Annotated in this window: 19 protein-coding genes and 2 pseudogenes; 17 read left to right on the forward strand and 4 right to left on the reverse strand. The window is 63.3% G+C overall.

Features of this window, described 5'->3' with window-relative positions; genetic code table 11:
- Nucleotides 1–56 precede the first annotated feature (56 nt).
- Nucleotides 57–1,157 carry a Glu/Leu/Phe/Val dehydrogenase dimerization domain-containing protein gene (locus tag ACW7G1_RS07330; protein WP_456979107.1) on the reverse strand — a complete coding sequence of 367 codons (1,101 nt, stop codon included), beginning with the start codon at nucleotides 1,155–1,157 and terminating at the stop codon, nucleotides 57–59.
- Nucleotides 1,158–1,404: 247 nt separating this feature from the next.
- Between ACW7G1_RS07330 and ACW7G1_RS07335 the strand changes: the two genes are divergently transcribed.
- The 11 genes and pseudogenes from ACW7G1_RS07335 (at nucleotide 1,405) to ACW7G1_RS07385 (ending at nucleotide 16,136) form a co-directional block, all read left to right on the forward strand.
- Nucleotides 1,405–5,217: a methylmalonyl-CoA mutase family protein gene (locus ACW7G1_RS07335; protein ID WP_456979108.1), complete on the forward strand. Its 3,813-nt coding sequence runs from the start codon at nucleotides 1,405–1,407 to the stop codon at nucleotides 5,215–5,217.
- A 51-nt stretch (nucleotides 5,218–5,268) separates the two neighbouring features.
- Nucleotides 5,269–5,994, forward strand: a complete 726-nt coding sequence (locus ACW7G1_RS07340; protein ID WP_456979109.1) for a class I SAM-dependent methyltransferase — start codon at nucleotides 5,269–5,271, stop codon at nucleotides 5,992–5,994.
- Between the two features lie 24 nt (nucleotides 5,995–6,018).
- Nucleotides 6,019–6,568: pseudogene (locus tag ACW7G1_RS07345) on the forward strand (methylmalonyl-CoA mutase family protein); the annotation flags it as partial.
- 744 nt (nucleotides 6,569–7,312) lie between these two features.
- Complete coding sequence (locus ACW7G1_RS07350) at nucleotides 7,313–9,565, forward strand: hypothetical protein (RefSeq protein WP_456979110.1); 2,253 nt, start codon at nucleotides 7,313–7,315, stop codon at nucleotides 9,563–9,565.
- 326 nt (nucleotides 9,566–9,891) lie between these two features.
- Nucleotides 9,892–10,662, forward strand: a complete 771-nt coding sequence (locus ACW7G1_RS07355; protein ID WP_456979111.1) for a nuclease-related domain-containing protein — start codon at nucleotides 9,892–9,894, stop codon at nucleotides 10,660–10,662.
- Nucleotides 10,663–11,063: 401 nt separating this feature from the next.
- Entirely contained in the window at nucleotides 11,064–11,861 is a 798-nt protein-coding gene (locus ACW7G1_RS07360; RefSeq protein ID WP_456979112.1) for a hypothetical protein, read from the forward strand.
- 351 nt (nucleotides 11,862–12,212) lie between these two features.
- The gene (locus ACW7G1_RS07365; RefSeq protein WP_456979113.1) at nucleotides 12,213–13,118 is read left to right on the forward strand and encodes an HNH endonuclease; all 906 of its coding nucleotides are present in this window, start codon (nucleotides 12,213–12,215) and stop codon (nucleotides 13,116–13,118) included.
- A 73-nt stretch (nucleotides 13,119–13,191) separates the two neighbouring features.
- Entirely contained in the window at nucleotides 13,192–13,572 is a 381-nt protein-coding gene (locus ACW7G1_RS07370; RefSeq protein ID WP_456979114.1) for a hypothetical protein, read from the forward strand.
- 206 nt (nucleotides 13,573–13,778) lie between these two features.
- On the forward strand, nucleotides 13,779–14,606 hold the full coding sequence (locus ACW7G1_RS07375) for a DUF5694 domain-containing protein (RefSeq protein ID WP_456979115.1): 828 nt from the start codon (nucleotides 13,779–13,781) through the stop codon (nucleotides 14,604–14,606).
- Between the two features lie 124 nt (nucleotides 14,607–14,730).
- Complete coding sequence (locus ACW7G1_RS07380) at nucleotides 14,731–15,300, forward strand: DUF6151 family protein (RefSeq protein ID WP_456979116.1); 570 nt, start codon at nucleotides 14,731–14,733, stop codon at nucleotides 15,298–15,300.
- A 245-nt stretch (nucleotides 15,301–15,545) separates the two neighbouring features.
- Nucleotides 15,546–16,136 carry an NADPH-dependent FMN reductase gene (locus ACW7G1_RS07385; protein ID WP_456979117.1) on the forward strand — a complete coding sequence of 197 codons (591 nt, stop codon included), beginning with the start codon at nucleotides 15,546–15,548 and terminating at the stop codon, nucleotides 16,134–16,136.
- Between the two features lie 41 nt (nucleotides 16,137–16,177).
- Here the strand turns inward: ACW7G1_RS07385 and ACW7G1_RS07390 are convergent, their stop codons facing one another.
- Nucleotides 16,178–18,694, reverse strand: a complete 2,517-nt coding sequence (locus ACW7G1_RS07390) for a protein kinase domain-containing protein (RefSeq protein WP_456979118.1) — start codon at nucleotides 18,692–18,694, stop codon at nucleotides 16,178–16,180.
- Nucleotides 18,695–18,974: 280 nt separating this feature from the next.
- On the opposite strand from ACW7G1_RS07390, the gene ACW7G1_RS07395 reads away from it, so the two are divergent.
- From ACW7G1_RS07395 to ACW7G1_RS07415, 5 genes are all read left to right on the forward strand, one after another.
- Complete coding sequence (locus tag ACW7G1_RS07395; RefSeq protein WP_456979119.1) at nucleotides 18,975–19,769, forward strand: TSUP family transporter; 795 nt, start codon at nucleotides 18,975–18,977, stop codon at nucleotides 19,767–19,769.
- Between the two features lie 92 nt (nucleotides 19,770–19,861).
- A complete protein-coding gene (locus ACW7G1_RS07400; protein WP_456979120.1) occupies nucleotides 19,862–20,524 on the forward strand; it encodes a DUF5666 domain-containing protein in 663 nt (220 codons plus the stop codon).
- Between the two features lie 159 nt (nucleotides 20,525–20,683).
- Nucleotides 20,684–21,877, forward strand: coding sequence for a c-type cytochrome (locus tag ACW7G1_RS07405; protein ID WP_456979121.1), 1,194 nt, complete (start codon nucleotides 20,684–20,686; stop codon nucleotides 21,875–21,877).
- Nucleotides 21,878–21,917: 40 nt separating this feature from the next.
- Nucleotides 21,918–22,784 (forward strand): helix-turn-helix domain-containing protein, encoded by an 867-nt coding sequence (locus ACW7G1_RS07410; RefSeq protein ID WP_456979122.1) that lies wholly within the window; start codon nucleotides 21,918–21,920, stop codon nucleotides 22,782–22,784.
- A gap of 30 nt (nucleotides 22,785–22,814) precedes the next feature.
- A complete protein-coding gene (locus ACW7G1_RS07415; protein WP_456979123.1) occupies nucleotides 22,815–23,741 on the forward strand; it encodes a TolB family protein in 927 nt (308 codons plus the stop codon).
- 59 nt (nucleotides 23,742–23,800) lie between these two features.
- Here ACW7G1_RS07415 and ACW7G1_RS07420 read toward each other — a convergent pair whose 3' ends face one another.
- Together ACW7G1_RS07420 and ACW7G1_RS07425 are read right to left on the reverse strand one after the other, a co-directional pair.
- Complete coding sequence (locus ACW7G1_RS07420; protein ID WP_456979124.1) at nucleotides 23,801–24,505, reverse strand: DUF899 family protein; 705 nt, start codon at nucleotides 24,503–24,505, stop codon at nucleotides 23,801–23,803.
- A 76-nt stretch (nucleotides 24,506–24,581) separates the two neighbouring features.
- Nucleotides 24,582–24,695 (reverse strand): annotated as a pseudogene (locus ACW7G1_RS07425) (VOC family protein); the annotation flags it as partial.
- Nucleotides 24,696–24,782: 87 nt separating this feature from the next.
- On the opposite strand from ACW7G1_RS07425, the gene ACW7G1_RS07430 reads away from it, so the two are divergent.
- Nucleotides 24,783–25,628, forward strand: coding sequence for an N-acyl homoserine lactonase family protein (locus ACW7G1_RS07430; protein ID WP_456979125.1), 846 nt, complete (start codon nucleotides 24,783–24,785; stop codon nucleotides 25,626–25,628).
- Nucleotides 25,629–25,657: the final 29 nt, after the last annotated feature.

Below are 25,657 nucleotides of genomic sequence, written 5' to 3' on the forward strand. Positions count from 1 at the left end.
CACTCCGCCCCGTCGTGTTTGTCGCGTACTACAGCCGGTTAAACAGCCGCCGGTAATCAGCTGCCGCGGACGCGGCCCTTGAAGCGCGGGGTCCCGCGACCCATTGGCAACTTCAGCTTGCCGACGGCGGCGATGCGCTCCTCGGCCAGGCGGTCGGCGGCCTTGTAGGTCGGGATGCCGTCGCGCTCGGAGATCTCGAAGATCCGGCCGAGGTTGTGGTAAATGGTGCGCATCATGCGCATCGCACGCTCGCGGTTGTAGCCGTCGATTTCCAGCGAGACGTTCATCACGCCGCCGGCATTGACCGCGTAATCCGGGGCGTACAGGATGCCGCGCTTCTGCACGTCATCGCCAATCGCATCGGTGGCCAACTGGTTGTTGGCCGAACCGCAGATGACCTTCGCCTTCAAACGCGGCACGGTCTCCTCGTTCACGGTGCCGCCCAGCGCGCACGGCGCGTACACATCGGCCGCGACGTCGTAGATCTCGTCCAGGCCCACGGCCTCGGCGCCATACTCGGACACGGCTTTGTCGACCAGGCCCTGGTTGATGTCGGTCACGAAGATCTTCGCGCCGCGCTCCTTGAGCAGCTTGACGTATTCCATGCCGACGTGGCCCAGGCCCTGTACGGCGTAGCTGTACTTGCCGACTTCCTCGTCGCCAAAACGCTTGTTCAGCGACGCCATCAGGCCCTGCAGGGTGCCGTAGGCGGTGAACGGCGACGGATCGCCCGAGCCGCCGTGGACCTGGTGCACGCCGGTGACGTACTCGGTCTCGCGGAACACGAACTCCATGTCGTTGACATCGATACCGACGTCTTCGGCGGTGATGTAACGGCCACCGAGCGACTCGACGAACTGGCCGAACGCGCGGAACAGCACCTCCGACTTGTCGGTGGCCGGATTGCCGATGATGACTGCCTTGCCGCCGCCCAGGTTGAGCCCGGCGACCGCGTTCTTGTACGTCATGCCGCGGCTCAGGCGCAGCACGTCGTTCAGCGCTTCGGCCTCGGACTTGTACGGCCACATGCGGGTGCCGCCGAGCGCGGGGCCCAGCGTGGTGTCGTGGATGGCGATGATGGCCTTCAGGCCTGCATCCTTGTTGTGGCAGAACACGACCTGCTCGTGGCCGAAAGTATCGAGGGTTTCGAAAATCATTGCGGACTCCGCACGCTGGTAGCCGTATTGCGTAGCGCAACCGTCCCAGCTTTGGTTGATAAGTTATTGAAAATGCTGAAATCTGGGGCGTGGGAGGTCTTCAAGACGCCTGCCGCAGCCGCATCAGTCTAATGGAATCGGCGGTTTGTCGCGTCCATTGGAGCGCCACGGGGCCGATAGCCGCGGCGGGCTTCATTGGCGCGCCGGCGCTACAATCGGGGGTCAACGATTCTCCGATGGAAAGCGCATGAATACGTCCGCCGCCAGCCTGCCCGAAGCCCGTCCCGACAACACGCCGCTGCGGTTCGTTACCGCCGCCAGCCTGTTCGATGGCCACGACGCGGCGATCAACATCATGCGCCGGCTGATCCAGTCCCAGGGCGCGGAGGTTGTCCATCTGGGCCATAACCGCTCGGTGGAGGACGTCGTCCGCGCCGCGTTGCAGGAGGACGCCGACGCCATCGCGCTGTCGTCCTACCAGGGCGGGCACGTCGAGTACCTCAAGTACATGGTCGACATGCTCAAGGAGCGCGGCGCCGGCCATATCAAGATCTTCGCCGGCGGTGGCGGCACCATCACCCCCGAAGAGATCCGCGAACTGCAAGCCTACGGCGTCGAACGCATCTACCACCCCAACGACGGCATGAAGATGGGCCTCGTGGAGATGATCGAAGACGTAGTCCGCCGCACCCACAACGCCCGCAACGCCGCCCGCCACGCCTCAACCGACCCCGCACGGCCGGCCTCAACCGACCCTGTAGGGCGGGTTTCAACCCGCCAAGACGCCACCCCCCACCCCCACACCAACGACGACCCCGCCCCCTCCATCACCGACGAAATCGCAATCGGCAGAATGCTAAGCGCCATCGAAGAAGGCGAGTTCGACGAGACCGAGCTAACCCACCTACGCAAACAATGGCAACTAGCCGGCAGCCGAACCCCGGTCATCGGCATCACCGGCACAGGCGGCGCCGGCAAGTCCTCCGTCACCGACGAACTGCTGAACCGCTTCCTCGCCCACTTCCCCGACATGCGCCTGGCGGTGATCTCCGTCGACCCGACCCGCCGCCGCACCGGTGGCGCGCTGCTGGGCGACCGCATCCGCATGAACTCGCTGCGCTCCAAGCGCGTGTACATGCGCTCCATGGCGACCCGCCGCCAGCACGCGGCGACCAACATCGTGCTCAAGGACAGCATCGGCTTCCTGAAGGGCCTCGGCTACGACTTGGTGATCGTGGAGACCGCCGGCATCGGCCAGAGCGACTCGGAGATCGTCGACCTGGTCGACTTCCCGATGTACGTCATGACCAGCGACTTCGGTGCCGCCAGCCAGTTGGAGAAGATCGACATGCTCGACTTCGCCGAGCTGGTGGTACTCAACAAGTACGACAAGCGCGGCGCCGAAGATGCCCTGCGCGACATCCGCAAACAGTGGAAGCGCAACCGCGTCGCCTTCCAGACCAAAGATGAAGACGTCCCCGTCTACCCGACCATTGCCAGCCAGTTCAACGACCCCGGCATCAGCTGGATGTTCGCCAACCTGTGCCGCCTGATGCGAGAGAAGCTGCACCTGGGTGAGGACGCCGGCCACGCCGCGCCAGCCCATTGCGACTTCCGCCCCGAACTCGACACCACCCTGAAAGAGCCGCGCGCCACCGTACTGATCCCCGGCGCACGCATCCGTTACCTCGCCGAAATTGCCGAACAGGGCAGGGCGATCAACAGCACCATCGACACCCAGTCCGAGACCGCCGACCGCGCGCAGAGCTATTGGCAGAGCCTGCACGACCTGGAAGACCCGGCGCTCCCCAAGCAGCTGGACCTCTACCAGGCCGACGACCTCGTAGGGCGGGTTTCAACCCGCCAAGCCGAACCCTCCCACCCCTCCACCGCCGCCGTTCCCGCTAACTCTCCCTCCACCGTCGTTCCCGCGAAGGCGGGAACCCATGGACGTTCGGCCGGTGAAGATCCAACGTCCATGGATCCCCGCCTTCGCGGGGATGACGGTGCGGGCGCGGCAGGCGGTGCGGCCGGGGCAGGCGGTGCGGTCGACCGCACCTTGCTCACCCTCCGCCAGCGCTACAACGACGCCATCCACTCGCTCTCAACCGACTCCCGCAAACTACTGCGCCACTGGCCCGAGCGGCTCAAGTCGATCACCGACGAGATCACCGAGTACGAAGTCCGCGGCAAGAAGATCCGGGTCGAGAACTACCGCGAGTCGCTCAGCCACCAGCTGATCCCCAAGATCGCCGCCCCCACCTACAAGTCCTGGGGCGAGCTGCTGACCTTCCTGCAGAAGGAAAACCTGCCCGGCGCGTACCCCTACACCGGCGGCGTCTACCCGTACCGCCGCACCGGCGAGGACCCGATCCGCATGTTCGCTGGCGAGGGCACGCCGGAGCGCACCAACCGCCGCTTCCATTACCTGTCGGTCGGCCAGCCGGCCGCGCGCCTGTCCACCGCGTTCGACTCGGTCACCCTGTACGGCGAGGACCCCGCGCCGCGCCCGGACATCTTCGGCAAGATCGGCAACTCCGGCGTCAACATCGCCTCGCTGGACGACATGAAGAAGCTGTACTCCGGCTTCGACCTGTGCGCGCCGACCACCAGCGTGTCGATGACCATCAACGGCCCCGCGCCGATGATCCTGGCGATGTTCATGAACTGCGCCATCGACCAGCAGATCGAGAAATACCTGCGCGAGGACGATGCGCGCTGGAACGACGCGAAGGCAAAGATCGACGCCCTGTTCGAAGGCAAGCGACGCCCCGCGTACAGCGGCGAGCTGCCAGAAACCAACGACGGCCTCGGCCTCGGCCTGCTCGGCGTCACCGGCGACCAGGTGGTCGACGCGGAGACCTACGAGCGCATCAGGACCTACACCCTCAAGACCGTGCGCGGCACGGTGCAGGCCGACATCCTCAAGGAGGACCAGGCCCAGAACACCTGCATCTTCAGCACCGAGTTCGCGCTGCGCATGATGGGCGACATCCAGCAGTACTTCGTCGACAACGGCGTGCGCAACTTCTACTCGGTGTCGATCTCCGGCTACCACATCGCCGAGGCCGGGGCGAACCCGATCAGCCAGCTCGCCTTCACCCTGAGCAACGGCTTCACCATCGTCGAGTACTACCTCGCGCGCGGCATGAAGATCGACGACTTCGCGCCCAACCTGTCGTTCTTCTTCAGCAACGGCATGGACCCCGAGTACACCGTCATCGGTCGCGTCGCCCGCCGCATCTGGGCCCGCGCCATGCGCGAGCGCTACGGCGCGTCCAGCCGCAGCCAGATGATGAAGTACCACATCCAGACCAGCGGCCGGTCCCTGCACGCGCAGGAGATCCAGTTCAACGACATCCGCACCACCCTGCAGGCGATGTACGCATTGTTCGACAACTGCAACTCCCTGCACACCAACGCCTACGACGAGGCCATCACCACCCCGACCGAAGAGTCCGTGCGCCGCGCCGTCGCGATCCAGATGATCATCAACAAGGAGCTGGGGCTGAACTTCAACGAGAACCCCTGGCAGGGCAGCTTCATCGTCGACAAGCTCACCGACATCGTCGAGGAAGCCGTCTACAAGGAGTTCGAGGCCATCAGCGAGCGCGGCGGCGTGCTCGGTGCGATGGACACCATGTACCAGCGCGGCAAGATCCAGGAAGAGAGCCTGTACTACGAGCACAAGAAGCACGACGGCAGCCTGCCACTGGTCGGCGTCAACACCTTCCTGCCGAAGGAGCACGCCGGCGAAGTGACCACCGAGATCGAGCTGATCCGCTCGACCCCCGAAGAGAAGGGCCAGCAGATCGACAACGTCGCCAACTTCCAGCAGCTCCGCAACGCCCTGACCCCAACCGCCCCCGCTCCCGTAGGTGGGGCTTCAGCCCCTCCCGACGAACCCACCAACACCCCAGGCCTCGCCTACCTCCAAAAAACCGCCCGAGACCGCCAGAACGTCTTCGCCGCGTTGATGCAGGCGGTCAAGACGCATAGTCTGGGGCAGATCAGCCATGCGCTGTATGACGTGGGTGGGGAGTACCGACGAAATATGTAACAGCTGGCCGTCCTTCTAGTAGTTCAATCTTGAGCATGGGGCAGCACATCGATGTCGTTGCCAAATTTTCTGAAAAGCTACCGAAAGCAAACCTCCGAGCTCATCGCGTCCAAAGACATCAACGAGGCAATGAGCGCGGCTGTAGGGGGCGATTACATCGCCGTCGGACAGCTGGAATGCGCTCTTCTTGTTCAGCACGGACTGAAGAAGGGTGATCGTGTCATCGATGTCGGTTGCGGCAGCGGCAGACTCGCCTTTCAGCTGGCTGGTTACCTCGATGGGCAGTACATAGGCATGGATGTGGTGCCGGAACTCATCGAGTTCGCCGAGGCGAAATGTGGCCGCGCGGATTGGCGGTTCTACGAGGCACCAGGTCTGTCCATTCCGGAGCCTGCCGACCATGCGGATTTCGTCTGCTTCTTTTCCGTCTTTACCCATCTTCTTCACGAGGAATCGTACAAGTATCTGATGGAAGCAAAACGGGTCCTCAAACCCGGCGGGAAAATCGTCTTCTCGTTTCTGGAGTTTCAACTCCCTTCACACTGGTTCATCTTTGAAGGTGTGCTTGCCGATGACAGGCCGGAACGGGTCTTGAACCAGTTCATCAGCAGGGATGCGATTGCAGCGTGGGCGCAACACCTTGGTCTCGACGTTCTCGAGATCCTCGATGGCAACAAGAACCACATCGAGATCGACGAGGTCGTATGGGACGATGGGCGGAAGATGACCGGTTCCGGTACGTTCGGTCAGTCTGTTTGCATTTTGACAAAATCCTAGGACAGTTGGAGCGGTGCGAAAGTCTTGCACACCAACGCCTACGACGAGGCCATCACCACGCCGACCGAAGAGGGAGCGTGCGCCGCGCCGTCGCCATCCAGATGATCATCAACAAGGAGCTGGGGCTGAACTTCTGCGAGAAGTGCTGGACACCATGTACCAGCGCGGCAAGATCCAGGAAGAGAGCCTGTACTACGAGCACAAGAAGCACGACGGCAGCCTGCCGCTGGTCGGCGTCAACACCTACCTGCCGAAGGAGCACGCCGGCGGAGTGACCACCGAGATCGAACTGATCCGCTTGACCCCGGAAGAGAAGGGCCAGCAGATCGACAACGTCGCCAACTTCCAGCAGCTCCGCAACGCCCTGACCCCAGCCGCCCCCGCTCCTGTAGGTGGGGCTTCAGCCCCTCCCGACACACCCACCACCACCCCAGGCCCCGCCTACCTCCAAAAAGCCGCCCGCGACCGCCAGAACGTGTTTGCTGCTCTAATGGCGGCGGTGAAGACGCATAGCCTGGGGCAGATCAGCCATGCGTTGTATGACGTGGGTGGGGAGTACCGGCGGAATATGTAACTCGCCGTTCGCAAATTCTCAGGGGGAAGAGCGTGCTAGTCCTTGTTGATTATGACAACGTGCCGGATGCGGATCGGAGAACCGGCGTAGACCACGTTGTCCGGAAATTGCTCGCTCTTGTGCCGAGTTCCTTGTTAGCTGCCGCGAGGCCACGAGTACGCCTTTACGGAGGGTGGTATGAAGGCGATCGGCTTACCAGGTTGGGGCAACGATTGAGCGCAGATATTCGAGCGATCAGCCCTGTACGACTGGCACCGCCTGCCGGCTCCGCAGCGGTACTCGCTGACGTAGAGTTGGTGTTTTCGACATTAGTTCATCCGAAGACTTTGGTAGGAAACACGTACCGCGAGCAAACCATTCGTGATGGGATTCGCTGCGAGACACGCCCATGGTTTCAATGCGCAGATGAGCCCAATTGTCCTATGGCAAGCCTTAACGGGTTCTTTGAGAATGGTGGCTGTGTCCATACGTCGTGCTCTGTGCGCCCCCGCGACGTGCTCAAGCGCAAGGAACAAAAAGTCGTAGACACGATGATGGTGGCAGATCTGGCGGCTGCCGATATTTATGGCCACACGAATCTGTGTGTAGTCTCACGAGATGACGACATTTGGCCGGGGCTCTGTCTCGCGGCCCTAAAGGCGACAAATCTTCTTCATGTGACGACGGCGTCGAGCACCCGCGTCCCGAAGTATTTCAGCGTCCTTACATCCCCGTGCTATCAATTAATTCAGTGGAGCTAAGCCAATGGAAGTCGCAGACTTCAAACGGGTGCTGACCTGTTTTGCAGAGTCGCCTACCGCTATTGACATCGCTAAGGGGGAGTTCGCCGTTCAACTGCGTGATGAAGTAGTTAGCGGAAAATTGCTGAGGATCGATGGTGGACTCTGGGTCGAAGAAGAAGGTGACCGAAGGAAGGCGGAAAGTTGGTTGGTTACGCGCGTGGCGCGTCTACCGCTCTTAGCAGACCGCATCCTTTCGGAGGTTCCGGAGGTGGAAAGTTTCGTAGTGCCATCGGGAACCTTGGTGCCGGCTATCGATCAAGACCCGTCAGGGAGTGGTCGTAAAGTGGAGGATGCTATCTCAGCGTGTTTCGAGCAGATTTCTCGGCGTGCCCCGGGCACTACCTCAGTTTTGTACCTCACCTCGGACGCTGGTGAAGGCAAAACTACTGCGATTAGACGATTGGCACGCGACGTTGCTCTTAAATTCAAAAATAAGGAAGTTGATTGGATTTTGCTTCCAGTTCCGATGGGTGGCCGAGCTTTTCTGCGGTTTGATGAGCTCGTCGTAAGTTCCCTCATGCAGCGGTATCGGTTTTCCTACTGGTTCTTCGAGGGGTTCATTGAACTTGTTCGGATGGGGGTTGTTGTCCCTGCGTTCGATGGCTTTGAGGAAATGATCGTAGAGGAGTCTTCGGGTGAGGCGGTTTCGGCGGTCGGGAATCTCGTGAATGAACTCAATTCAGAAGGTTCTGTTTTGCTGGCCGCACGCAAGGCGTTCTTCGAATATCAGAGCTTTAGAACTCAGGCCCGTCTTTTCGATGCTATCGGTAGAGAGGACTCCGTTGAGTTCTCCCGGCTTGCGTTAGCCAGGTGGAGTCGAGAGCAGTTCGTTTCATACGGCAGCTTGAGGGGGCACGCTAATCCAGGGGGTGTATTCGATCAAGTTGCTTCCAAGTTCGACAATGACAAGCATCCACTATTGACTCGCGCTGTGTTAGTAAAGCGATTGTTCGATGTTGCGCTCGAGCTAGATGGCGTGACGGAGTTGGTTGCAAAGCTGGGAAGTGAGCCTGGAGATTATTTTCACGAGTTTGTTCTGGCGATTATTTCGCGCGAAGTCAACGAAAAGTGGCTCGATCGAGAAGGGCGGGAAGGAGTGGTGCTGCTCAGCGTGGAGGAGCACCTCGACCTGCTCGCGAGTATCGCGCGAGAGATGTGGATCAGTAGCATCGATGTGCTTCGTCATGACGTTGTTGACGTTGTGGCTGATCTCTATTGTGAGGAAACCAAGCGCCCCCCGGCAGTGGCGCGCCAGATTAAAGAGAAAATCAAGCATCATGCGCTCTTGACCCATTCGGTTGGGCAACGTGTTGGCCTCGCATTTGACCACGAAGACTTCCGAAATTTCTTTACCGGCGTTGCACTTGGACGATTGTGTGTTTCTGGCTCAAAGGAGGACTTGAGGTCATTTCTGCGTGTAACAAGCATTCCTGAGACGACAGCAGAAGAGGCGTACCTCATCTATGAACGTTCAGGGAAGAAGCCTGAAAATTTAGTAGGTGCCTTGCTAGGCCTAGCGGCGGGTGAGCTTACGACGTCGTTTGTACTCGAAAATGTCGGGCGATTGTTGATTCGCGTCCTCGATGGTCTGTCTTGCGATGAGGAAGTTCTCGTTGAAGGGATCATGTTCGGCCCCGCTGCGTTCGTTGGCAGGAGTCTGCAAAATGTATCTTTTGTCGGTTGCTACTTCGCGCCGACCAGTGTTGAGCAAGCCCAGTTTAGAAATATTTCCTTTGAGCGTTGTCGTTTCGAGCGAATAGAGCTTGGAGAGCATGGGGGCTTGGACGCCGAGATGTCCGACTGCGAAGTTGCATGTGTAGTAGCCCAAGACGACGCCACGCTTTTCGATCCAGCTGAGATCGCAAAGCTGTTGGAAGTTTATGGGTTTAGGCAGGCCGGTCACCTTGCTGGTGAAGGCTCGCGAATTAACGAGCCTGACGAGCATCTAGTACTCACGCAGCGCGCTATGCGTATATTTATGCGCTCTACGCAGGTGAACGAAGAGACCTTCCGGCTCCGACTGGGCAACTTTGCAACAATATTTATCGATTCGGTAGCACCCGAGCTGCTTCGCGTTGGAGTGCTTGAGAAGGTTCCTTATCGCGGGGCCGGACGGCAAGAGCGTTTTCGTGTGGGGGTGGCGATGTCTGAGGTTCAGAGTGCGCTTTCTCGATCTTCGGGAAGTTTTGAGAAATTCTTGGCTGAGTTTGCGTAGCCTGGGTGAAGTCGCGGGGAAGCTAGCCAAAGCACGGAAAGCATGGGGTCAGGTTGGCTTCTTCGCAATGTCCTGCGTGTGCGGACTGAAGGTTTGCTCGTCCCGGTGAAACTACGCTGACGAGATCGTTGCTGCGACTTCAATAACGGGAGCGGAAACCACATGGGACTGTTCGACCGACCTTTTGACAATGTCTGGATGACCCTGTGACGAATCTGATCCTGATAAGCGCCATTGTCCTTCCCACGCTTCTCGCACTCGGGGTGCTTCTGGCATGGCGATACGTACAGCGGCGTGACAGACGGCGCTCACCGCTGACCATCAAAGTGCTGAACCTGCCCGGTGAAGGGCTGCTTCGCGCCATCGAGAAGCACGACGGCGGATTCCATGAGAAAACTTCGATGGTGCTGCTTGTCGGCCCGATCATGCTCGCGTCGTGGCTGCTTGTCCGAATGGATCGGGTGGTCGATGACTGGGCAGCGATCCGGCTCGGGTGGGGCGACGCCGTGTTTGCGCTGGTGGGCATTGCAATGCTTGCTTGGAGTATCTGGGGCTTGCTCCACCACCTCCGCGAACGCCGCAAGTACCTGCAGGGCCGCGCCGCCGAATTGGCGGTGGCGCAATGCCTGATGCCGCTGATGGCGGACGGTGGGCTGATCTACCACGACTTCCCGGGGGACAAATTCAACATCGACCACATCGTGATCGGGCAGGGCGCCGTGTTCGCGATCGAGACCAAGTCCCGTCGCAAGCCGGGCAAGGGTGGACGGGAGTCTGCGCGCGTGGACTATGACGGCACTCAGCTCAAATTCCCGAACCACGTCGAGACCAAGCCGATTGAGCAGGCCCGGGGCCAGGCGCAGTGGCTGGAGAAGTTCCTGGGCAGTGGGGTCGGGGAGCCGGTGCGGGTGATCCCGGTTTTGGCGCTGCCGGGTTGGTACACCCAGAACTCGGTCCAACGTCCCGACGTGCTGGTGAGCAACTGCCACAACTCAAGTTTCATGATGAGCGACAAGTTCGGCCCAGCGTTGTCTTCTGCCATGCGCAAGCGCGTTGCACATGTGCTGACAGAGCGGTATCCGCAGATGGAGCCGTAACTATCGTTCGAACGAGCGCGGTTCCGCAAAACGGGGTCAGGTTGGACTGACCCCGCTTGCGCCTCAAGCTAGTCGAGCAAGATAGGAGACTGCCTCCAACGCGCAACGCGTCGAGATGGCGCTCGGCAGTTCGAAAAGGCGAGGGCGTTTCTGAAGTCGAAGAGTCGATAGAGGCGGTACTGGTCGAAAAACGGGGTCAGGTTCACTTCCTCGATCTGGCCGCGTTCGGCGGGAAAGTGAACCTGACCCCGTTCTGCCCTGTTCTGCCCCAATACCCGCAAGCAGCACCGCCACAACGCCGGGCTGCCTCCGGTAGAGTTCGAAAGGCGGCAATCAGTTTGGGGCTTCGGGGTGTTTACAGAAGCCGAGGCGATTCATACGCGATATACGGTGCTAGCAGAGTGGATTTTTTAATTATGATTGACTTAAGTAAACTTCTCGTACCTATTATCGAGTGCCTTCAGATTCCATTGGGAGCCATTAGTCGAGAAATTATTGAGGACGCGGAGTCAAAGGGCTACGATGATCTGCCGGTGATTGGTGAAGATGGTCTCGTCATGGGTTTCATTCCCGTAGCTCGCGCACGGCAAATTTCGGATGGAAAGACTCTTCTTTCGAGTGATGATCGAGAAATGAAATTCTCGTGGTGCCCGATCAAGGATGCACTAGATGACTTTCTAGCCAGATTGAGCGATCACAGAATCATCGGCATTCAGGGAGACGGAGGCGTCATTGTTGGGATCGTTACTATTTCTGACCTAAACCGCCACAGTTTCAGAGCTCTACTTTACCCGTTACTTGCTGAGTTGGAAGAGCTGTTAGCTCGTGTAATTGATGCGGAGTTTCATGATCCGTGGGTTTGGCTGGATAAGTTGGGTGATAGCAAAAGTAGCGTGGTGGGTCACTGGGAGTGCCTCAAGAGAGAGGGGTTGGATGTTGGCGCTACCGCAGGTACGACGCTTGCCCAGCTTTTGACAGTCTTCCAGGAGACTCTGCCATTGAGGGAGCGGCTCTTCTCAAGCAAGAGTCAGCTGAAACAATTTAAAGGGCGTGCGCTCAAGTATCGCAATTCTATAATGCACCCGGCTCGTCCTCTCGTATCTAGCCAGACGGAAGTAAGCTCATTAAGATGCTTTGTCCACCAGTTGCGCGTTATAACGAGAGTTGCCGGAGAACTATCCCGTACGGATATTCCTTAGAATTGAAAAAATAGATCAGAGAGCATTTGCATTTAAATCAGACTTTCCCAACTGGAACGCCCGGTAAACAGTGAGGTTAATTCGTGGCGTTAGGGGTTGGGGTTCATAGGGGTGCGAAGTTGGTATGCACCAGCATCCCTTTCCCGGACGGCCTGACTTTGCGTGTTTGGGCTGCATCTTGCTGAACTGCGTCCACGCCGCAGATCTAGAGATCAGGTCGCTGCGTCTCTCGGCAGCGAGGATAAGTGAAGCGGCCCCAGTCGACCTGTTGGTTTTCCTAGTTCAACGGCTTATCGCCCCCATCAATGATGGACGGTGCTAGCCTGGCTTCCTCGTTCGAGGGGGCGATCAATGCCATACATCCTTTTCACCGCATCCGAAACCTCGTCGTACGACGATCGAATCGAGGAGCGGTATCACTTTCCGAGAACGTATCTGGCGCAGGCTCAGCAAGCCGTAGGCGGTTGGGTGGTCTATTACGAGCCGCGTCGTAATGCGGGTCTGTCCAGCAGCGGCGGGCGCCAAGCGTACTTCGCGATTGCCCGGCTGGACCGCATCGAAGCCGACCCGATGCGCTCGGATCATTTTTACGCACGGCTGAGCCAGTACATGGAGTTTGATCAGGCCATTCCATTCAAGGAGAACGGGCGTTACTACGAATCGTCCTTGGTGAAGCCCGATGGCTCGACCAACAGAGGGCAGTTTGGGCGCTCAGTTCGGTTGATTCAGGGCCATGAGTTCGCTGCTATCGTCCGAGCAGGATTCACGTTCTCTGTGGAGCCTTGGGAGCGGGAGTCACTGCAGGATGGCGGATTCTTACGAGTCGCCGACGAGGTGCCGGAGTACGTCGTGCGGCCGATGGTAGAGCAAGTAGTGTCCCGTAAGTTCCGCGACGTCGCGTTTAGGCGCCATGTCCGCAGTGCTTACGGGAATCGATGCGCGATGACGGGGTTGCGGTTGATCAACGGCGGCGGTCGTCCTGAGGTACAGGCGGCGCATATCCGCTCTGTTGAAGCCGATGGCCCGGATACAGTCCGCAATGGCCTAGCGTTGACGGGAACCTTCCATTGGCTTTTCGACCGCGGACTGGTTTCGATCAGCGATGAGTATGACGTTATGGTGTCGCCTCAGGGCGTTCCCGACGACCTTGAGCGTTTGCTTGTTCCTGAGCGGAAGCTACTGCTTCCGGATGCTCCGCAATGGCGTCCGCACCAGACGTACTTGAGCTGGCATCGCGATCACGTGTTCAAGAGGTAGTGGCGGCCGATTCCGTCGCAGCTTCTGCGATCCATGTTTCCTAATCTCGGCGGTCTTCGCAGGAGGATTAGGCATGACTGGGACAACGTTCGCGCACCACACCATCTTCGAATACCTCTATCGCGACGCGGGCAACTTCAAAACGCACGGCGCGCTACTTCTGACCGGCTCCGCGCCAGACGCCGAGCCTGCGTTGCGCCGCTGCCTGGACTGGGACAACCAGTTTGTGGCCGAGCAGGTTCGCGTGCCTTCGCTGTGTCCCGTGCATTGGGAGTCCGTGGGGGACGGCCCGTCGGATCTCGACCACGCGTTCCATGAGTTTGTCCGCCTCCGGCCAGCAATGGCCAAGGAACTCACGCTTACGCACGGCGGATCGCTACAGGCGCTGCTCGCCCGGATACAGGCGGCAGCCGGGCGCTGGGATGTCCGGCTATCGCCCAACTGCGAGTTATAGCTTCATCACCCAACCGTGCCCGCACCCGTAACCCGGGCCATCTCAACCTGACTCCGCTCTGGGGTTCCGGCCCCGCTGATTGCTCTCGTTCAAGCCAAAGGTAGGACTTCTGGCAGATGTTCGACATCTTCTGACAGGTCAGCTTGAGCGCAAGCCCCTCCGCCGCCTGAAACGTTGAACGCTGGCCAAAGACCATGGAGTACCAGATGACCTCGAACCGATTGCAACGCGCGGCGCTGATCTTGTTGGTTGCCGCACTGCCCACGCTGGCTGGCGCCGCCGAGTCTTCGCCAGCGCCAGAGCCTGCGAAGGTGATGGTGATGGGGGTGTTTCATTTCGCCAACCCCGGGCGGGACATGGTCAAGTCGGGAGTCATCGATGTGATGACCAACGACAACCAGGCCTACCTGGACGGGCTGGCGACACGGTTGGCGACATTTCAGCCCACCGACATACTGGTTGAATGCGACCCGTCGGATCAGGCCCGGTTCGACAAGAACTTTGACGGATACAAGAAGGGGACGTTCGCGCTCAAGTCCAACGAGATCTACCAGATCGGGTTCAAGGTGGCGAAAGCCGCCAGGGTCGACAAAATCACGTGCTTTGACGAGGGGAATGTCGGCTGGGATGCGGAGCCGATGTTCAACTACATCAAGGCGAACGATCCCCAGATGCAGGCGTCGATGGATGCGATGTACAAATCGCTGTCCGAGCGCTCGGGCCGCGAGCAGTCCACATTGTCCCTGCCGCAGTTGCTGCAGCTGAGCAATGATGCGGAGCGAGATCGTGAGAACAAGGACCTGTACATCCGTACCAACGACGTCGATGCGGGTGGCAGCTTCGCCGGTGCCGATGCTTCGGCCAGCTGGTGGCACCGTAATTTCCGCATGTATGCAAACGTGCAGAAAGCCGCGACTCCGGGCCATCGCGTGCTCGTGGTGGCGGGGTCAGGGCACACAGCGATCCTGAAGGATCTGCTCGCAATAGACAGCCAACGGCAATCGGAGGATGTGAGCGGTTATTTGGTGCCCTGACCCCGTTCTGCACGGATGAACAACCTGCCGAGAGATCACATCCGGGGATGAACCGAACCGGTGCTCACTTGTGCCAAGCGGATTGCAGCTTGAGAATCCGGGTAGGTTCGCACGGAGACTCCCCATGGCCATTCCCTTCCATTGCCGCTGCGGCACGGTTCAGGGCGAGATCGAGCCCGGCGCTGTCTACGCCCGCGCCGTCTGCTATTGCCGCGATTGCCAGGCCTTCGCCCGCGCGCTCGGCAGCGAGCAAGAGGTGCTGGATCCGAACGGTGGCACCGACATCGTCGCCATGGCACCCGACGGACTGCGCTTCACTGCGGGCATCGGGCAGGTGGCCTGCCTGTCGTTGAGTCCCAAGGGCCTGCTGCGCTGGCATTCGGCCTGCTGCAACACGCCCATCGGCAACACGGCGCGGGATCCGAAGCTGCCGTATGTCGGGGTGCTGGCCCGTTGCATGGACGTGGCGCCCGACGTGCTGGATGCCACGATCGGGCCGCTGCGCATCGCCTTGAATACGGCTTCCGCGCGTGGCGAGGTCGCAGCCACGCCGGTGCGGGCCGCCTTCGGCATCGTGCGGATCATGTGGGGCGTGCTGCGGGCGAAGTTGAGCGGTCGCCATCGTGACAACCCGTTCTTCGATCCGGCAACATCCCGGCCCTTGGCCGAGCCGCGGGTGCTGACGCGGCACTAAAACGGGGTCAGGTTCACTTCTCGATTAGCGAGGCGACCGTAGCTGGTGAAGGGAACCTCGTCGCCGGCACTGTCCACGCCGCCTCCGGTCAGCACGTTGGTCAGGTCGATCCCGGCGGGAATGTGCTGGCCGACCCGACTCCTCACAATCCGTACCCGACCAGGCATTGGGCAGCGCTGCGCTGGGGCGTGGCGCCCGAAATGCGATGATCCAGCGCAGACACCGTTCCCCTCGAAGACAAGGTCATGTCCCAACGCATCCTGGTGTTCTACGGTTCCTATCGTTCCGACCGCATGGGCATCCGTCTGGCCGACTATTGCGTGCGCACGCTTCAGGCGCGCGGCATCGACGCGGAGTTGATCGATGCCAGGGCGGTCGGCCTGCCGATGCTGGACCGCATGTACAAGGAGTATCCGGAGGGCCAGGCACCGGAGGCAATGGAAGCGCTGGCCGGCAAGATCCGCGGTGCCGATGGCTTCGTGTTCGTCACCGGCGAGTACAACTGGGGTATGCAGCCGGGCCTGAAGAACCTGACCGACCACTTCCTGGAGGAGTGGTTCTGGCGTCCCGCCGGTATCGTCAGCTATTCAGCCGGGCGCCTGGGCGGTGCGCGCGCGAATGCCGCCTGGCACGGCACCCTGTCGGAAATGGGCATGGTGGTGATCTCCAGCACGGTGGAGGCCGGGCCGATTGCAAAGACCCTGGACGACCAGGGCCAACCTCTGGAAGCGGCCGGCAAGTCGCTCGAACGCAGCTTTGCCCGCTTCGCGGATGATCTGACGTGGTGGGCCGAGGCCGCGCGTTTGCAGAAGGTGCGTCGGGCGCCGCCGTATTAGGGAAACGGGGGGGGAACGGGGTCGGGGGAACGGGGTCAGGTTCACTTATCTGTGGAAGCGGCCTTGCGAGGACGATGCGGGGGCCGGGTGTCGGAGCATGCCTCCCCCTTTTCGCCGTCGGCCGAGCACATGCCCGCGAGGCTGGCCGCGCGCAAACTCGCCTGTGCCAGGTCCGGGTGGCGTTCGGCTGCCTCCAGGGCCAGAAGGAAATGACGCACCGCCTCTTCGCCGTCGCCTCGACGCAGCGCCACCCCGCCCAGCACATTCAGACCCCGGATGCGGCTGTTGACACCCCACGACGTCCCGGCGTGCGCACGCTCGGCCATCCGGGCAAGCCGCGGCTGCAGCAGCGACACCGCCTCGTCGTCGAGGCCGAGGCGATGATACTGCGCCGCAAGCCCGGACAGGACATGCAGGTGGAAGTCCGGCGACACCCCGGCGAACCGGCCGGAAACCGCTTCGGCGCGTCGAAGCGCCGCCACCGACTCCTGGTGCCGGCCCATGCGCTCCAACGTCCAGCCCAGGTAGGCCAGCATCGCGCCCAGGCCGGGCGTGGGGCCATCGTTCATCCGCTCGTAGTCGGCGATCTGGTGGCGGTACGCCTGTACCGCTGCGGCCGGATCGCTGCGCACCCGCGCCAGGGCGGCGGTGAAGCGGTAGTAGAGGAGGGCGGGATCGTCCGCGCCGTAAAGCCTCCGCGCGATCGACAGCGCGCGATCAGCATGCCCGGCGGCGACGCCATCGCTGCCGGCGGCAGTGTGCGCCATGGCCAGTGCCGCCAGCCCCTGGATGAGCAGTTCGGGCTGGGCGTCATCCCGCGATTGCAGGCCATCGACGATCGACTCCAGTTCGGCGACCAGGCCGTCGAGCGGCCGGTCGCCCACGGTGAGATGGTCGAACAGCAGGTTGATCCGGACCCGCAGGATCTCGTCGGGGTCCGCGTCCGGCGCCTGCTCCAGCAGAGCGATCGCCTCGTGGCCGGCGACCGTTGCCGATGCGGTATCCAGCGCCATCGAGTATGCCCGCCGGAGCGCGGCCTTGGTCCGGCCGCGCTCGATGGGCGGCGCTCCGGTCCGCTGCAACAGCGCATCGGCCTCGCGCAGGAGCGGGATGGCACGGTCTCCCATGTCCAGCGCGGTGTAGCCTCGGCCGACCGACAGCAGCAGTGCCGCCCTGACCTCCGGCGCCAGGGCGCCGCCGTCTCGCAAGCGCTCCACGCCCAGCTCCAGCGCCTGGGCCACGGTGAGGCGGTTGCCGCGGGTGCGGGAGGGGTCGGCATCCTCGAACAGCCCGCGCATGAAGTCCGCCAGCGCCTGCGCCTTGTCGCGCTCGAGCTGCGTCTGCCGCAGCTGCGCTTCGCGCTCGACCGCGAAGCCGGCCAGGAGCGCGGCGATCACCACGGCCACCGCGACGCCGCTGCGATAGCGGTGGACGAAACGCCGCGCGCGATACCACCACTGCCCGCGCCGGGCCAGCACCGGGCGCGAGTCGAGGTGGCGCTGGAGGTCGATGGCCAGGTCGGCAACACCTGCGTAACGTTCGCCCGGCGCGGCCCGCATCGCCTTCAACACGATGGCGTCGATGTCGGCGGGAATCTTCAGCCGCCGCTCCGCGCCGGGCCGCGCGGTGGCGGCTCCCGCGGAGCGGGCCCGGCTCGGCGGTGGCACCTCGCCGCTCAGGATCGCGTGCGTGAGGGTCAGCGGCGACTCCGACTGCGGGAACGGGCGTACGCCGCTGACCAGTTCGTACAGCACCACGCCGAGCTGCCAGACATCGCTCGCGGTGCTCAGGGTCTGGTTGCGGATCTGCTCGGGGCTGGCATAGGCCAGGGTCAGCGCATGCTGCCCGGTTTCGGTGCGCGCGGCGGCGCCATCGCCCAGCAGGCGCGCGATGCCGAAGTCCAGCAGCTTGGGCTCGCCGTCGGCGTCGACCAGGATATTGGCGGGCTTGAGGTCGCGGTGGATCACCAGGTGCCGATGCGCGTACTGCACGGCCGCGCAGACCTTCAGGAACAGCCGGATCCGCGCCTGCAGCGACAGCGTGCGCGCTGCGCACCAGCGGTCGATGCGCTCGCCCTCCACGTACTCCATGGCCAGGAACGGCTGACCATCGCGCATCCGTCCTGCATCCAGCAGACCGGCGATGTTGGGATGCGAGAGACCGGCCAGGATGCGCGCTTCCGAGGCCAGGCGCCGTGACGCGTCCTCTTCTGGCCAGGCCTCGGCATCCAGCAGCTTGAGCGCGACACGCTGCAGCCCGTCGCCGAACCGGCGCTCGGCCAGGTACACCACGCCCATGCCGCCGCGCCCCAACTGCCGCAGCACGCGGTAGTCGCTGCCCGCCGCCGCCTCCACCTGCGCGCCGCTCAGGTCGGGCGCCTCCCGCCCCGACACATTCCGTCCGGACGCTTCCGGCGCATCCGGCTCGTCCAGCGGGCGCTGCAACCATGTGACCTCCGTCCGCAGGGCCTCGTCGTCGCCGCACTCCACGGCGACGAACGCCGCGCGGGCAGTGTCCGGCAGCGTGTCGGCCGCCGCCACGATAGCCTTGGCCCGCAAGTAGAGCTGACGCCTCTCCACACCTTCCCCTGCCACGATCGTGGCCCGAGTATAGGGAATCGGTTGCGAGCCTTCCCACCCGCTTCAACCGTGACACCCACCGACTACAGCAGTGCGTTCGGGGTGGACAGCGTCCAAGTCGGCGATATCGTCTGTCGGGTTCCGAGCCCGCTGACGGGGGTCGCGCGCCCCGGTTAAACTCCCCAGGGCGCTTGCCGAGCGCCGTTGAAGATGTCGATACCTCGGCGTAAAGGGGTCGGCTCACCAGAGTGGATCCCCCATGGAATTTGGAATCGAGGCCATCGCCCTGCTGATGGGCGTTGCCTTCATCGCAGGCGTCATCGACGCGATCGCGGGCGGCGGCGGGTTGCTGACCATCCCGGCGCTGATGGCGGCCGGCGTGCCGCCGATCCAGGCGATCGCCACCAACAAGCTGCAGAGCACCTTCGGCACCGCGAGCGCGGTGCATGCATTCGCGCGCAAGGGGCGGATCGACTTCAAGCGCTTCGCCAAGCCGGCGATCGGTGCATTTGTCGGCTCGACGCTGGGCGCGTGGACGCTACAGCGCATCGACCCCGCGTTTCTGGCCGGGCTGATCCCGGTGCTGCTGATCCTGATGGTGATCTACTTCACCGTTGCGCCGAAGGCTTCGGAAGAGGACCGCCACAGTCGGTTCGGCACCGGCGCGCTGGTCGGGCTCGCCACGGCGATCGGTTTTTACGATGGCTTCTTCGGCCCGGGTGCGGGGTCGTTCCTGGCCACCGCGTTGGTCGCGCTGTTCGGCATGGGGCTGGTCTCCGCCACCGCGCATACCAAGTTCCTCAACCTGTCCAGCAACATCGCGGCGTTGATCACGCTGACGATCGGTGGCCACGTGCTGTGGGCGATCGGCTTGCTGATGGCGGTGTCGAGCGTCGCTGGCGGGCAGGTCGGCGCGCGCCTGGCGCTGCGCGTCGGCGGCAAGGTGATCCGGCCGCTGCTGGTGGTGATGGCGTTGGCGTTGACGGTCAAGTTGCTGGCGGATCCGGCGAATCCGTTGACGGCGTGGGTGATGGCAAAAACGGGGTCAGGTTGACTTCGCCAAAAACGGGTGAGTTTAACTTCGCGATCTGGCCGCGTTCAGGCGGCCCCGCTTACGGTCGGGTTTCTGTTCCCCGGGAGCACACCATGAACCACGTGATCCGTGGCATCGCCATCGTGCTGTCCATCAGCGTCCTGCTCCTCGCCGGTTGCGTGAGCCCCGGCGGTTACGACAGCTACCCGGGTGGATACGGACAGCCCGACCCGGGCTACTCCGGGCAGTACGGCAGCCAGCTGCAGGGCACCGTGGAGGGCGTCGACACACGCTACGGCCGCATCGTGCTGGTCGTCGACGACCCGCGCACCCGGCGCTCAGAGCGCACAGAGGTCCGCTACGACCAGCGCACCCGCCTGTTCTACCAGGGGCGCGAGCACCCGGTGGGGGGGCTGGAGCGGGGCGACGTCATCCGGGTCGATGTCGCCTCGTCGGGGCGCGAACTCCTGGCGCGCTCGATCGAGGTCGTGCGCAATGTCCGCGATGGCGGGTATGGCGGCGGCTACGGCCAGGACCTGCGCGGTCCGGTTGCCTTTGTCGACCCGCGGGCGCGATTGATCGGGCTGGACGGCGGCGGCTACAGCAACGCGACGCGACTGCGTTACGACAGCCGCACCACGGTCGAGTACCAGGGTCGCCGCTACCGCCCCGAGGACCTTGAGCGCGGGGATTTGGTGCGGATCGAGGCGCGGCGGATCGGCAACAACGAATGGCTGGCTGAGCGCATCGTCGTGGAGCGCTCGGTCCGGCGATGATGGGCGTGTCGCGCAGGCCGAACAGAATGGCGCCCTTTACACATACCCCACTCGCATTTCGACACACGCCCGGTAACGTTCAAAGCCCCCACCTCGCGACGCGGGGGCAGTGACGTTCCGCACTGCCGTTCCGGCCCTCGCGACCATCGGAGAGGCGTCATGTCGAATGTCGTTATCCACCCGGCCCTGCCTGGATTGCTCATCACCCTCGCGGCCGCGGCGAGCGCCGGTTGCGGCCTGTCATCGGAGGGCCAGGCGCAGGCCGCCGAGCACCCCGCGAACCCGGCGCTGACGCCGGCGCTCATTGCCGAAGGCCAGCAGATCTTCCGCTACGACACCTTCGGCGACGAGCAGCTCTGGACCGACCGCCTGCGTATGCACGAGGTGGTCGCGACGATCGATCCAATCACTGCGCTCGCGGTTGGGCTCAAGGTCGATTCGGAGGCGCTGCCGCCGGGCATCCTCGAAACCGCTGACCTGAGCGATCCGGCCACCACTGCGGCGCTGTTGAGCCTCGACGCGGTGCTCGGCATCAAGGCCGACGTCGACGCCGATGGCCGCATCACCCGGCTCGGCATCACCTGCGCGCTGTGCCATTCCAGCGTCGACGATTCGGTCGGGCCCGGCATCGGCCGCCGCATGGACGGCTGGGCCAACGTCGACCTCGACCCGGGCTTCATCATCGCGCTGTCGCCGGCGGTGTCGCCGGAGGACAGGGCGGTGTACATGAGCTGGGGGCCGGGCAAGTACGACCCCCGCTTCAACATCGACGGCCTCAACACGCCGATCGTGCTGCCGCCGGCCTACGGGCTGCGCCACATCCGCAACGAGACCTTCACCGGCGACGGCACGGTGTCGTACTGGAACGCCTACGTCGCGGTGACCCAGATGGGCGGGCAGGGCAACTTCTCCGATCCGCGCCTGGGCATCGACGTGCGCCAGACGCCCGACCTCGTCACCCCGAAACTGCCGGCGCTGCGCGCGTACCAGCTCAGCCTTGAGGCACCGCTGCCGCCGGTGGGCAGCTATGACCGCGTTGCCGCGCGGCGCGGCTTCCCGGTGTTCGCGCGCAACTGCATGGGCTGCCACGTCGCCAAGACCCGCACCGACAACATCTCCGGCCTATTGCACGCGCCGGAGGAGACCGGCATGGACGGCGCGTACGCCGCGCGCACCGCCAACAAGGCCTACCGCACCACGCCGCTGCGCGGCCTCTGGCAGCACCCACCGTATTTCCACGACGGCAGCGCGGCCACGCTCGTCGAGGTGGTCGAGCATTACGACGAGACGCTGGCGCTTGGCTTGACCGCGGACGAACGCGAGGACCTGGTCGAGTACCTCAAGACGTTGTAGGGCTCCCGGTGTGCGCATGCCGGATGCCACAATGCCGGTCATGGCCCACGACACGCAGCTGTTCGCGACGGATACGGTCACGGTCCGTGATATCCGCTGTGCGGCCCCGCGCGGCGGCTGCGGGGCCGAGCGGGGCGATGAGGGCGCGCACATCGCACTGGTGCGGCGCGGCGCCTTCGCCTACCACTCTGGCAACCGCCGCCACCACGCCGACCCGACCACCGCGTTGTTCCATTGCGCGCGCCACGCCTATCGCATTTCGCACCCCGTCGAAGGCGGCGACCGGTGCACCATCATCGCGTGTGCCCCCGGACTGGACGAGGAGGTATTCGGCCGGGACGCGCTTGAGGGGCGACGGGTGGAATTCGCGGTGGATCCGCGGAGCCAGTTCGCCCACCTCGCGCTGTGGCGGGAGCTCGCGTGCCCGGGAGGCGACCGGATGAGCAGCGAGGAACTGACGCTGGAGCTGATCGGGCTCCTGCGTCCGTTGCCGGTCGTCCCGGTGCGGAACGCGTCAGCACGGCGTCGCTTCCAGCGCCAGCTCGACGATGCACGAATGCTGCTTGGCGACTGCCTGGACCGCAATGTCGGTGTCGACGTCGTCGCCCGGACCGTCGGGCTTTCGCCCTTCCACTTGATGCGCAGTTTCCGGGCGTACACCGGCCAGACGATGCGCGGGTACCGGCGGCGCTTGCGGGTGGCGGCCGTGCTGGATCGACTGGACGAGGGCTGCGAGGACCTGACCCGGTTGGCGCTGGATGTCGGATTCGCCAGCCACAGCCACATGGACGCCGCCTTCGGCCGCGAACTCGGCCTTGCCCCGGCCGCGGCGCGGGAACGGCTGGCGCCGTCGCGGCGCCGTGCGATGCGCACGTTTTTGCAAGTCCCGCGGCCACCGTCCCGCTAGCTTGTGGTTTTCCCGCAATGAGGCATCACCATGATGCTTGTCGGTCTTGCACTTGCCCTTGCATTGGCTTCACCCCCGCACGGGGAGTTGTTCGGCTCTGGCCTGTTCTCCACCCAGTACGACGACGCCCACATTACCTTCGACGCGGACGGTCGCACCGCGTACTTCCTGCGCAGCTCGCCCGACTTCGCCCACTGGACCACGCTGGTCAGCCATCAACGCGACGGCCGGTGGCAGCCGCCGGAGGTCGCGTCGTTCAGTGGCCGCTACAGCGACGCGGATGTATTCATCGATTTCGACGGCAGCCGGATGCTGTTTATCTCCAACCGGCCCATCAAGGGAACGCGTGCGCGTCCCGACACCGAAATCTGGGCGATGCGGCGTACTCCAGACGGCTGGGGCCCGCCCCGCCACGTGTCGGAATTGAGCAGCCCCGGTAACGAGTGGTTTCCCACCATGACCCGTGATGGTTGGCTGTACTTCGGCTCGGAGCGGGAAGGTGGCCACGGCAAGAGCGACCTGTGGCGCGCCCGCTGGGATGGCGAGCGGTTCCTGCAACCGCAGAACCTTGGCCCGGTGATCAATACCGCGGACCAGGAGATCGAAGCCTACGTCGATCCCGACGGGCGCTACCTCGTATTCGCCGCGAAAGGGCGGCAACCCGGCGCCGGCGGGTACGACCTCTACGTAACCTATCGCTGCGCGCGTACGTGGTCCCGCCCGCGGGCGCTGGGGGCCGCCACCAACTCGGCCGGCTGGGATTTCGGGCCGCGGATCGATCCCAGTGGGAAGTACCTCTACTTCACCAGCAATCGCAGCACCTTCCGCCAGGGAAACCGGCGCTACGACATGGCAACGCTGACGCGCCGTCTCGCCAGTCCGGGGAACGGTCTTCGCGATATCTACCGCGTCGCAGTCGATGCGCTCGGCCTTGACGCCGAAAGTCCGTGTGATTGACAGCGGGGAGCTGCGGTATGCCGGGCAGGTCTAGTCGCGTAGGCGGAGGGCCTACCCCGTTAGGGCCCGGCCTGTGCGCTGGTGCGCGTCCACTGAGCAACTGGCCGGCCGTCACGCCGCCACCACGACCCAGCCTCGTCCTGCTGCGGCCAGCCGACAGGCGAGTCCTCCCACGTCTCCTGTCGACCGTAGGCAGTGAGGTCAAGCAGTTGGAGAGTGGGCAGCATCGCCTCAATCCCCCGCCACTTCGTTTCGTACGTTTGGAACACCCCTTCGCCGTCCCGAACGTAGCAGCGGAGGTCACCCCCGTTTCGGGTCGCCAGCACATCTCCGGAGTCGGCTGTCGAGTACCACGGCGTCGTCCAACCCATGAAATCCCGGTAGGCAGCGATCTCGGCCCACGGGCCACTGCTGAATACGGCGTAGCTCACGTCGCGTTCGGCCAGATAGGAGCGGACGGCCGAGTTCATTGCCGTCTGACTGTGCGTGCAGCCTTCACACTGTCCTTGGTGAGGTGCGCCCGGGTTCCACATGAAGTGATAGACGATCAACATGCGGCGGCCTTCGAACACATCGTGCAGATGGACCGGGCCGTCCGGACCCACGACCATGACCGGTTCCATCCGCATCATCGGGAGACGCCTCCGAGCGGCGGCCAGTTCATCGCCGGCGCGAGTGTGCGCCTTCTCACGGACCAGTAGTTCAGCGCGAGCCTGTTCCCACTCATCACGGCTAACGATTCTCGGAGTTGCTGATACTTTCATGACATTCCTCCTACTCAAACCAGGCCGCGGCCGCGGTCCGGCGGGCTTTCGAAGGCGGTGATCACGGGGGGCAAGGTCAGCCTCGCCGTGCCGCCTCAATCGTGGCGATATCGATCTTGCGCATCGTCATCATGGCGTCAAATGCGCGCTTGGCCGCCGCGCGGTCGGGGTCAGTGACCGCTTCGATCAGGTCTAGCATCTGAGCTTGCAGTATGTCTGTGCACAAGGTTCCATGAAAGCAGGGGCCGGAGTGCGCCATGAACAACAGGAGGAGATCATGCCCATTGCAATAGCACTCGCGCGGACGCTGTTGGCAGCAGTTGCAGTTTCGCTGGCGCCCGGCTTGTCGGCGCAGGCCGCCGAGGTCGGCCTGGCGCGGCTGGACTGCGGCAACGAGCCCAAACCGGTCAGCGTAGCCTCGTTCTCCGACACCTACGCGTATCCGGATTTCAAGCTGCAGCTGACCTACAGCTGTTACCTGGTCCGACACGGCGACCGGTACCTGCTCTGGGACACGGGTAACCCCATGGATGGTGCACCCGAGGCCCCGAAGGTGCCCCTGGTGGACCTGCTGGCGCGCATCGACGTGCCGGTCGATGCGATCGAGTTCGTCGGCATCAGCCACCACCACACCGACCATACCGGCCAGCTGGCGTCGTTTCCCGATGCGACGCTGCTGATGGGCCGGGGCGACTGGCAACTGATGAGCGCCGGCCAGCCCCCGCCCGGCATGGAAGCGAAGGAGTTCGAGACGCGTCGCGCGCCGCTGGTGCCATGGATCTCCGGTGGCGGCAAGGTGAAGCCCCTGCTGCGCGATCGCGAGGACGTCTTCGGCGATGGCTCGGTGGTCATGATCAGTCTGCCCGGGCACACGCCGGGTCACCACGCGCTGCTGGTCAAGCTCGAGAAGACCGGCTACGTGCTGCTCACCGGCGACGTGACCCACTTCCACGAGAACTACGACAACGATGGCGTGCCGCGCTGGAACGCCGACCGGGCCGATTCGCTCGCGTCGCTGGATCGCTTCCGGAAGATCGCCAAGAACCTGGATGCGACGGTGATCATCCAGCACGACCCCCGCGACGTCTCGAAGTTGCCGGCGTTTCCGGCGTTCGCCGAGTAGCCGGCGGCTGTACGCGCGGGTCAGCCCTC

The organism is Lysobacter sp. A378 (genome assembly GCF_054052125.1).

Coding starts and splice junctions, on each gene's coding strand:
- ACW7G1_RS07330 (WP_456979107.1), bottom strand. CDS start 1,157: ATGATTTTCGAAACCCTCGATACTTTCGGCCACGAGCAGGTCGTGTTC.
- ACW7G1_RS07415 (WP_456979123.1), top strand. CDS start 22,815: ATGATGCTTGTCGGTCTTGCACTTGCCCTTGCATTGGCTTCACCCCCG.
- ACW7G1_RS07420 (WP_456979124.1), bottom strand. CDS start 24,505: ATGAAAGTATCAGCAACTCCGAGAATCGTTAGCCGTGATGAGTGGGAA.
- ACW7G1_RS07430 (WP_456979125.1), top strand. CDS start 24,783: ATGCCCATTGCAATAGCACTCGCGCGGACGCTGTTGGCAGCAGTTGCA.
- ACW7G1_RS07365 (WP_456979113.1), top strand. CDS start 12,213: ATGCCATACATCCTTTTCACCGCATCCGAAACCTCGTCGTACGACGAT.
- ACW7G1_RS07405 (WP_456979121.1), top strand. CDS start 20,684: ATGTCGAATGTCGTTATCCACCCGGCCCTGCCTGGATTGCTCATCACC.
- ACW7G1_RS07340 (WP_456979109.1), top strand. CDS start 5,269: ATGTCGTTGCCAAATTTTCTGAAAAGCTACCGAAAGCAAACCTCCGAG.
- ACW7G1_RS07350 (WP_456979110.1), top strand. CDS start 7,313: ATGGAAGTCGCAGACTTCAAACGGGTGCTGACCTGTTTTGCAGAGTCG.
- ACW7G1_RS07380 (WP_456979116.1), top strand. CDS start 14,731: ATGGCCATTCCCTTCCATTGCCGCTGCGGCACGGTTCAGGGCGAGATC.
- ACW7G1_RS07335 (WP_456979108.1), top strand. CDS start 1,405: ATGAATACGTCCGCCGCCAGCCTGCCCGAAGCCCGTCCCGACAACACG.
- ACW7G1_RS07410 (WP_456979122.1), top strand. CDS start 21,918: ATGGCCCACGACACGCAGCTGTTCGCGACGGATACGGTCACGGTCCGT.
- ACW7G1_RS07385 (WP_456979117.1), top strand. CDS start 15,546: ATGTCCCAACGCATCCTGGTGTTCTACGGTTCCTATCGTTCCGACCGC.
- ACW7G1_RS07370 (WP_456979114.1), top strand. CDS start 13,192: ATGACTGGGACAACGTTCGCGCACCACACCATCTTCGAATACCTCTAT.
- ACW7G1_RS07400 (WP_456979120.1), top strand. CDS start 19,862: ATGAACCACGTGATCCGTGGCATCGCCATCGTGCTGTCCATCAGCGTC.
- ACW7G1_RS07395 (WP_456979119.1), top strand. CDS start 18,975: ATGGAATTTGGAATCGAGGCCATCGCCCTGCTGATGGGCGTTGCCTTC.
- ACW7G1_RS07375 (WP_456979115.1), top strand. CDS start 13,779: ATGACCTCGAACCGATTGCAACGCGCGGCGCTGATCTTGTTGGTTGCC.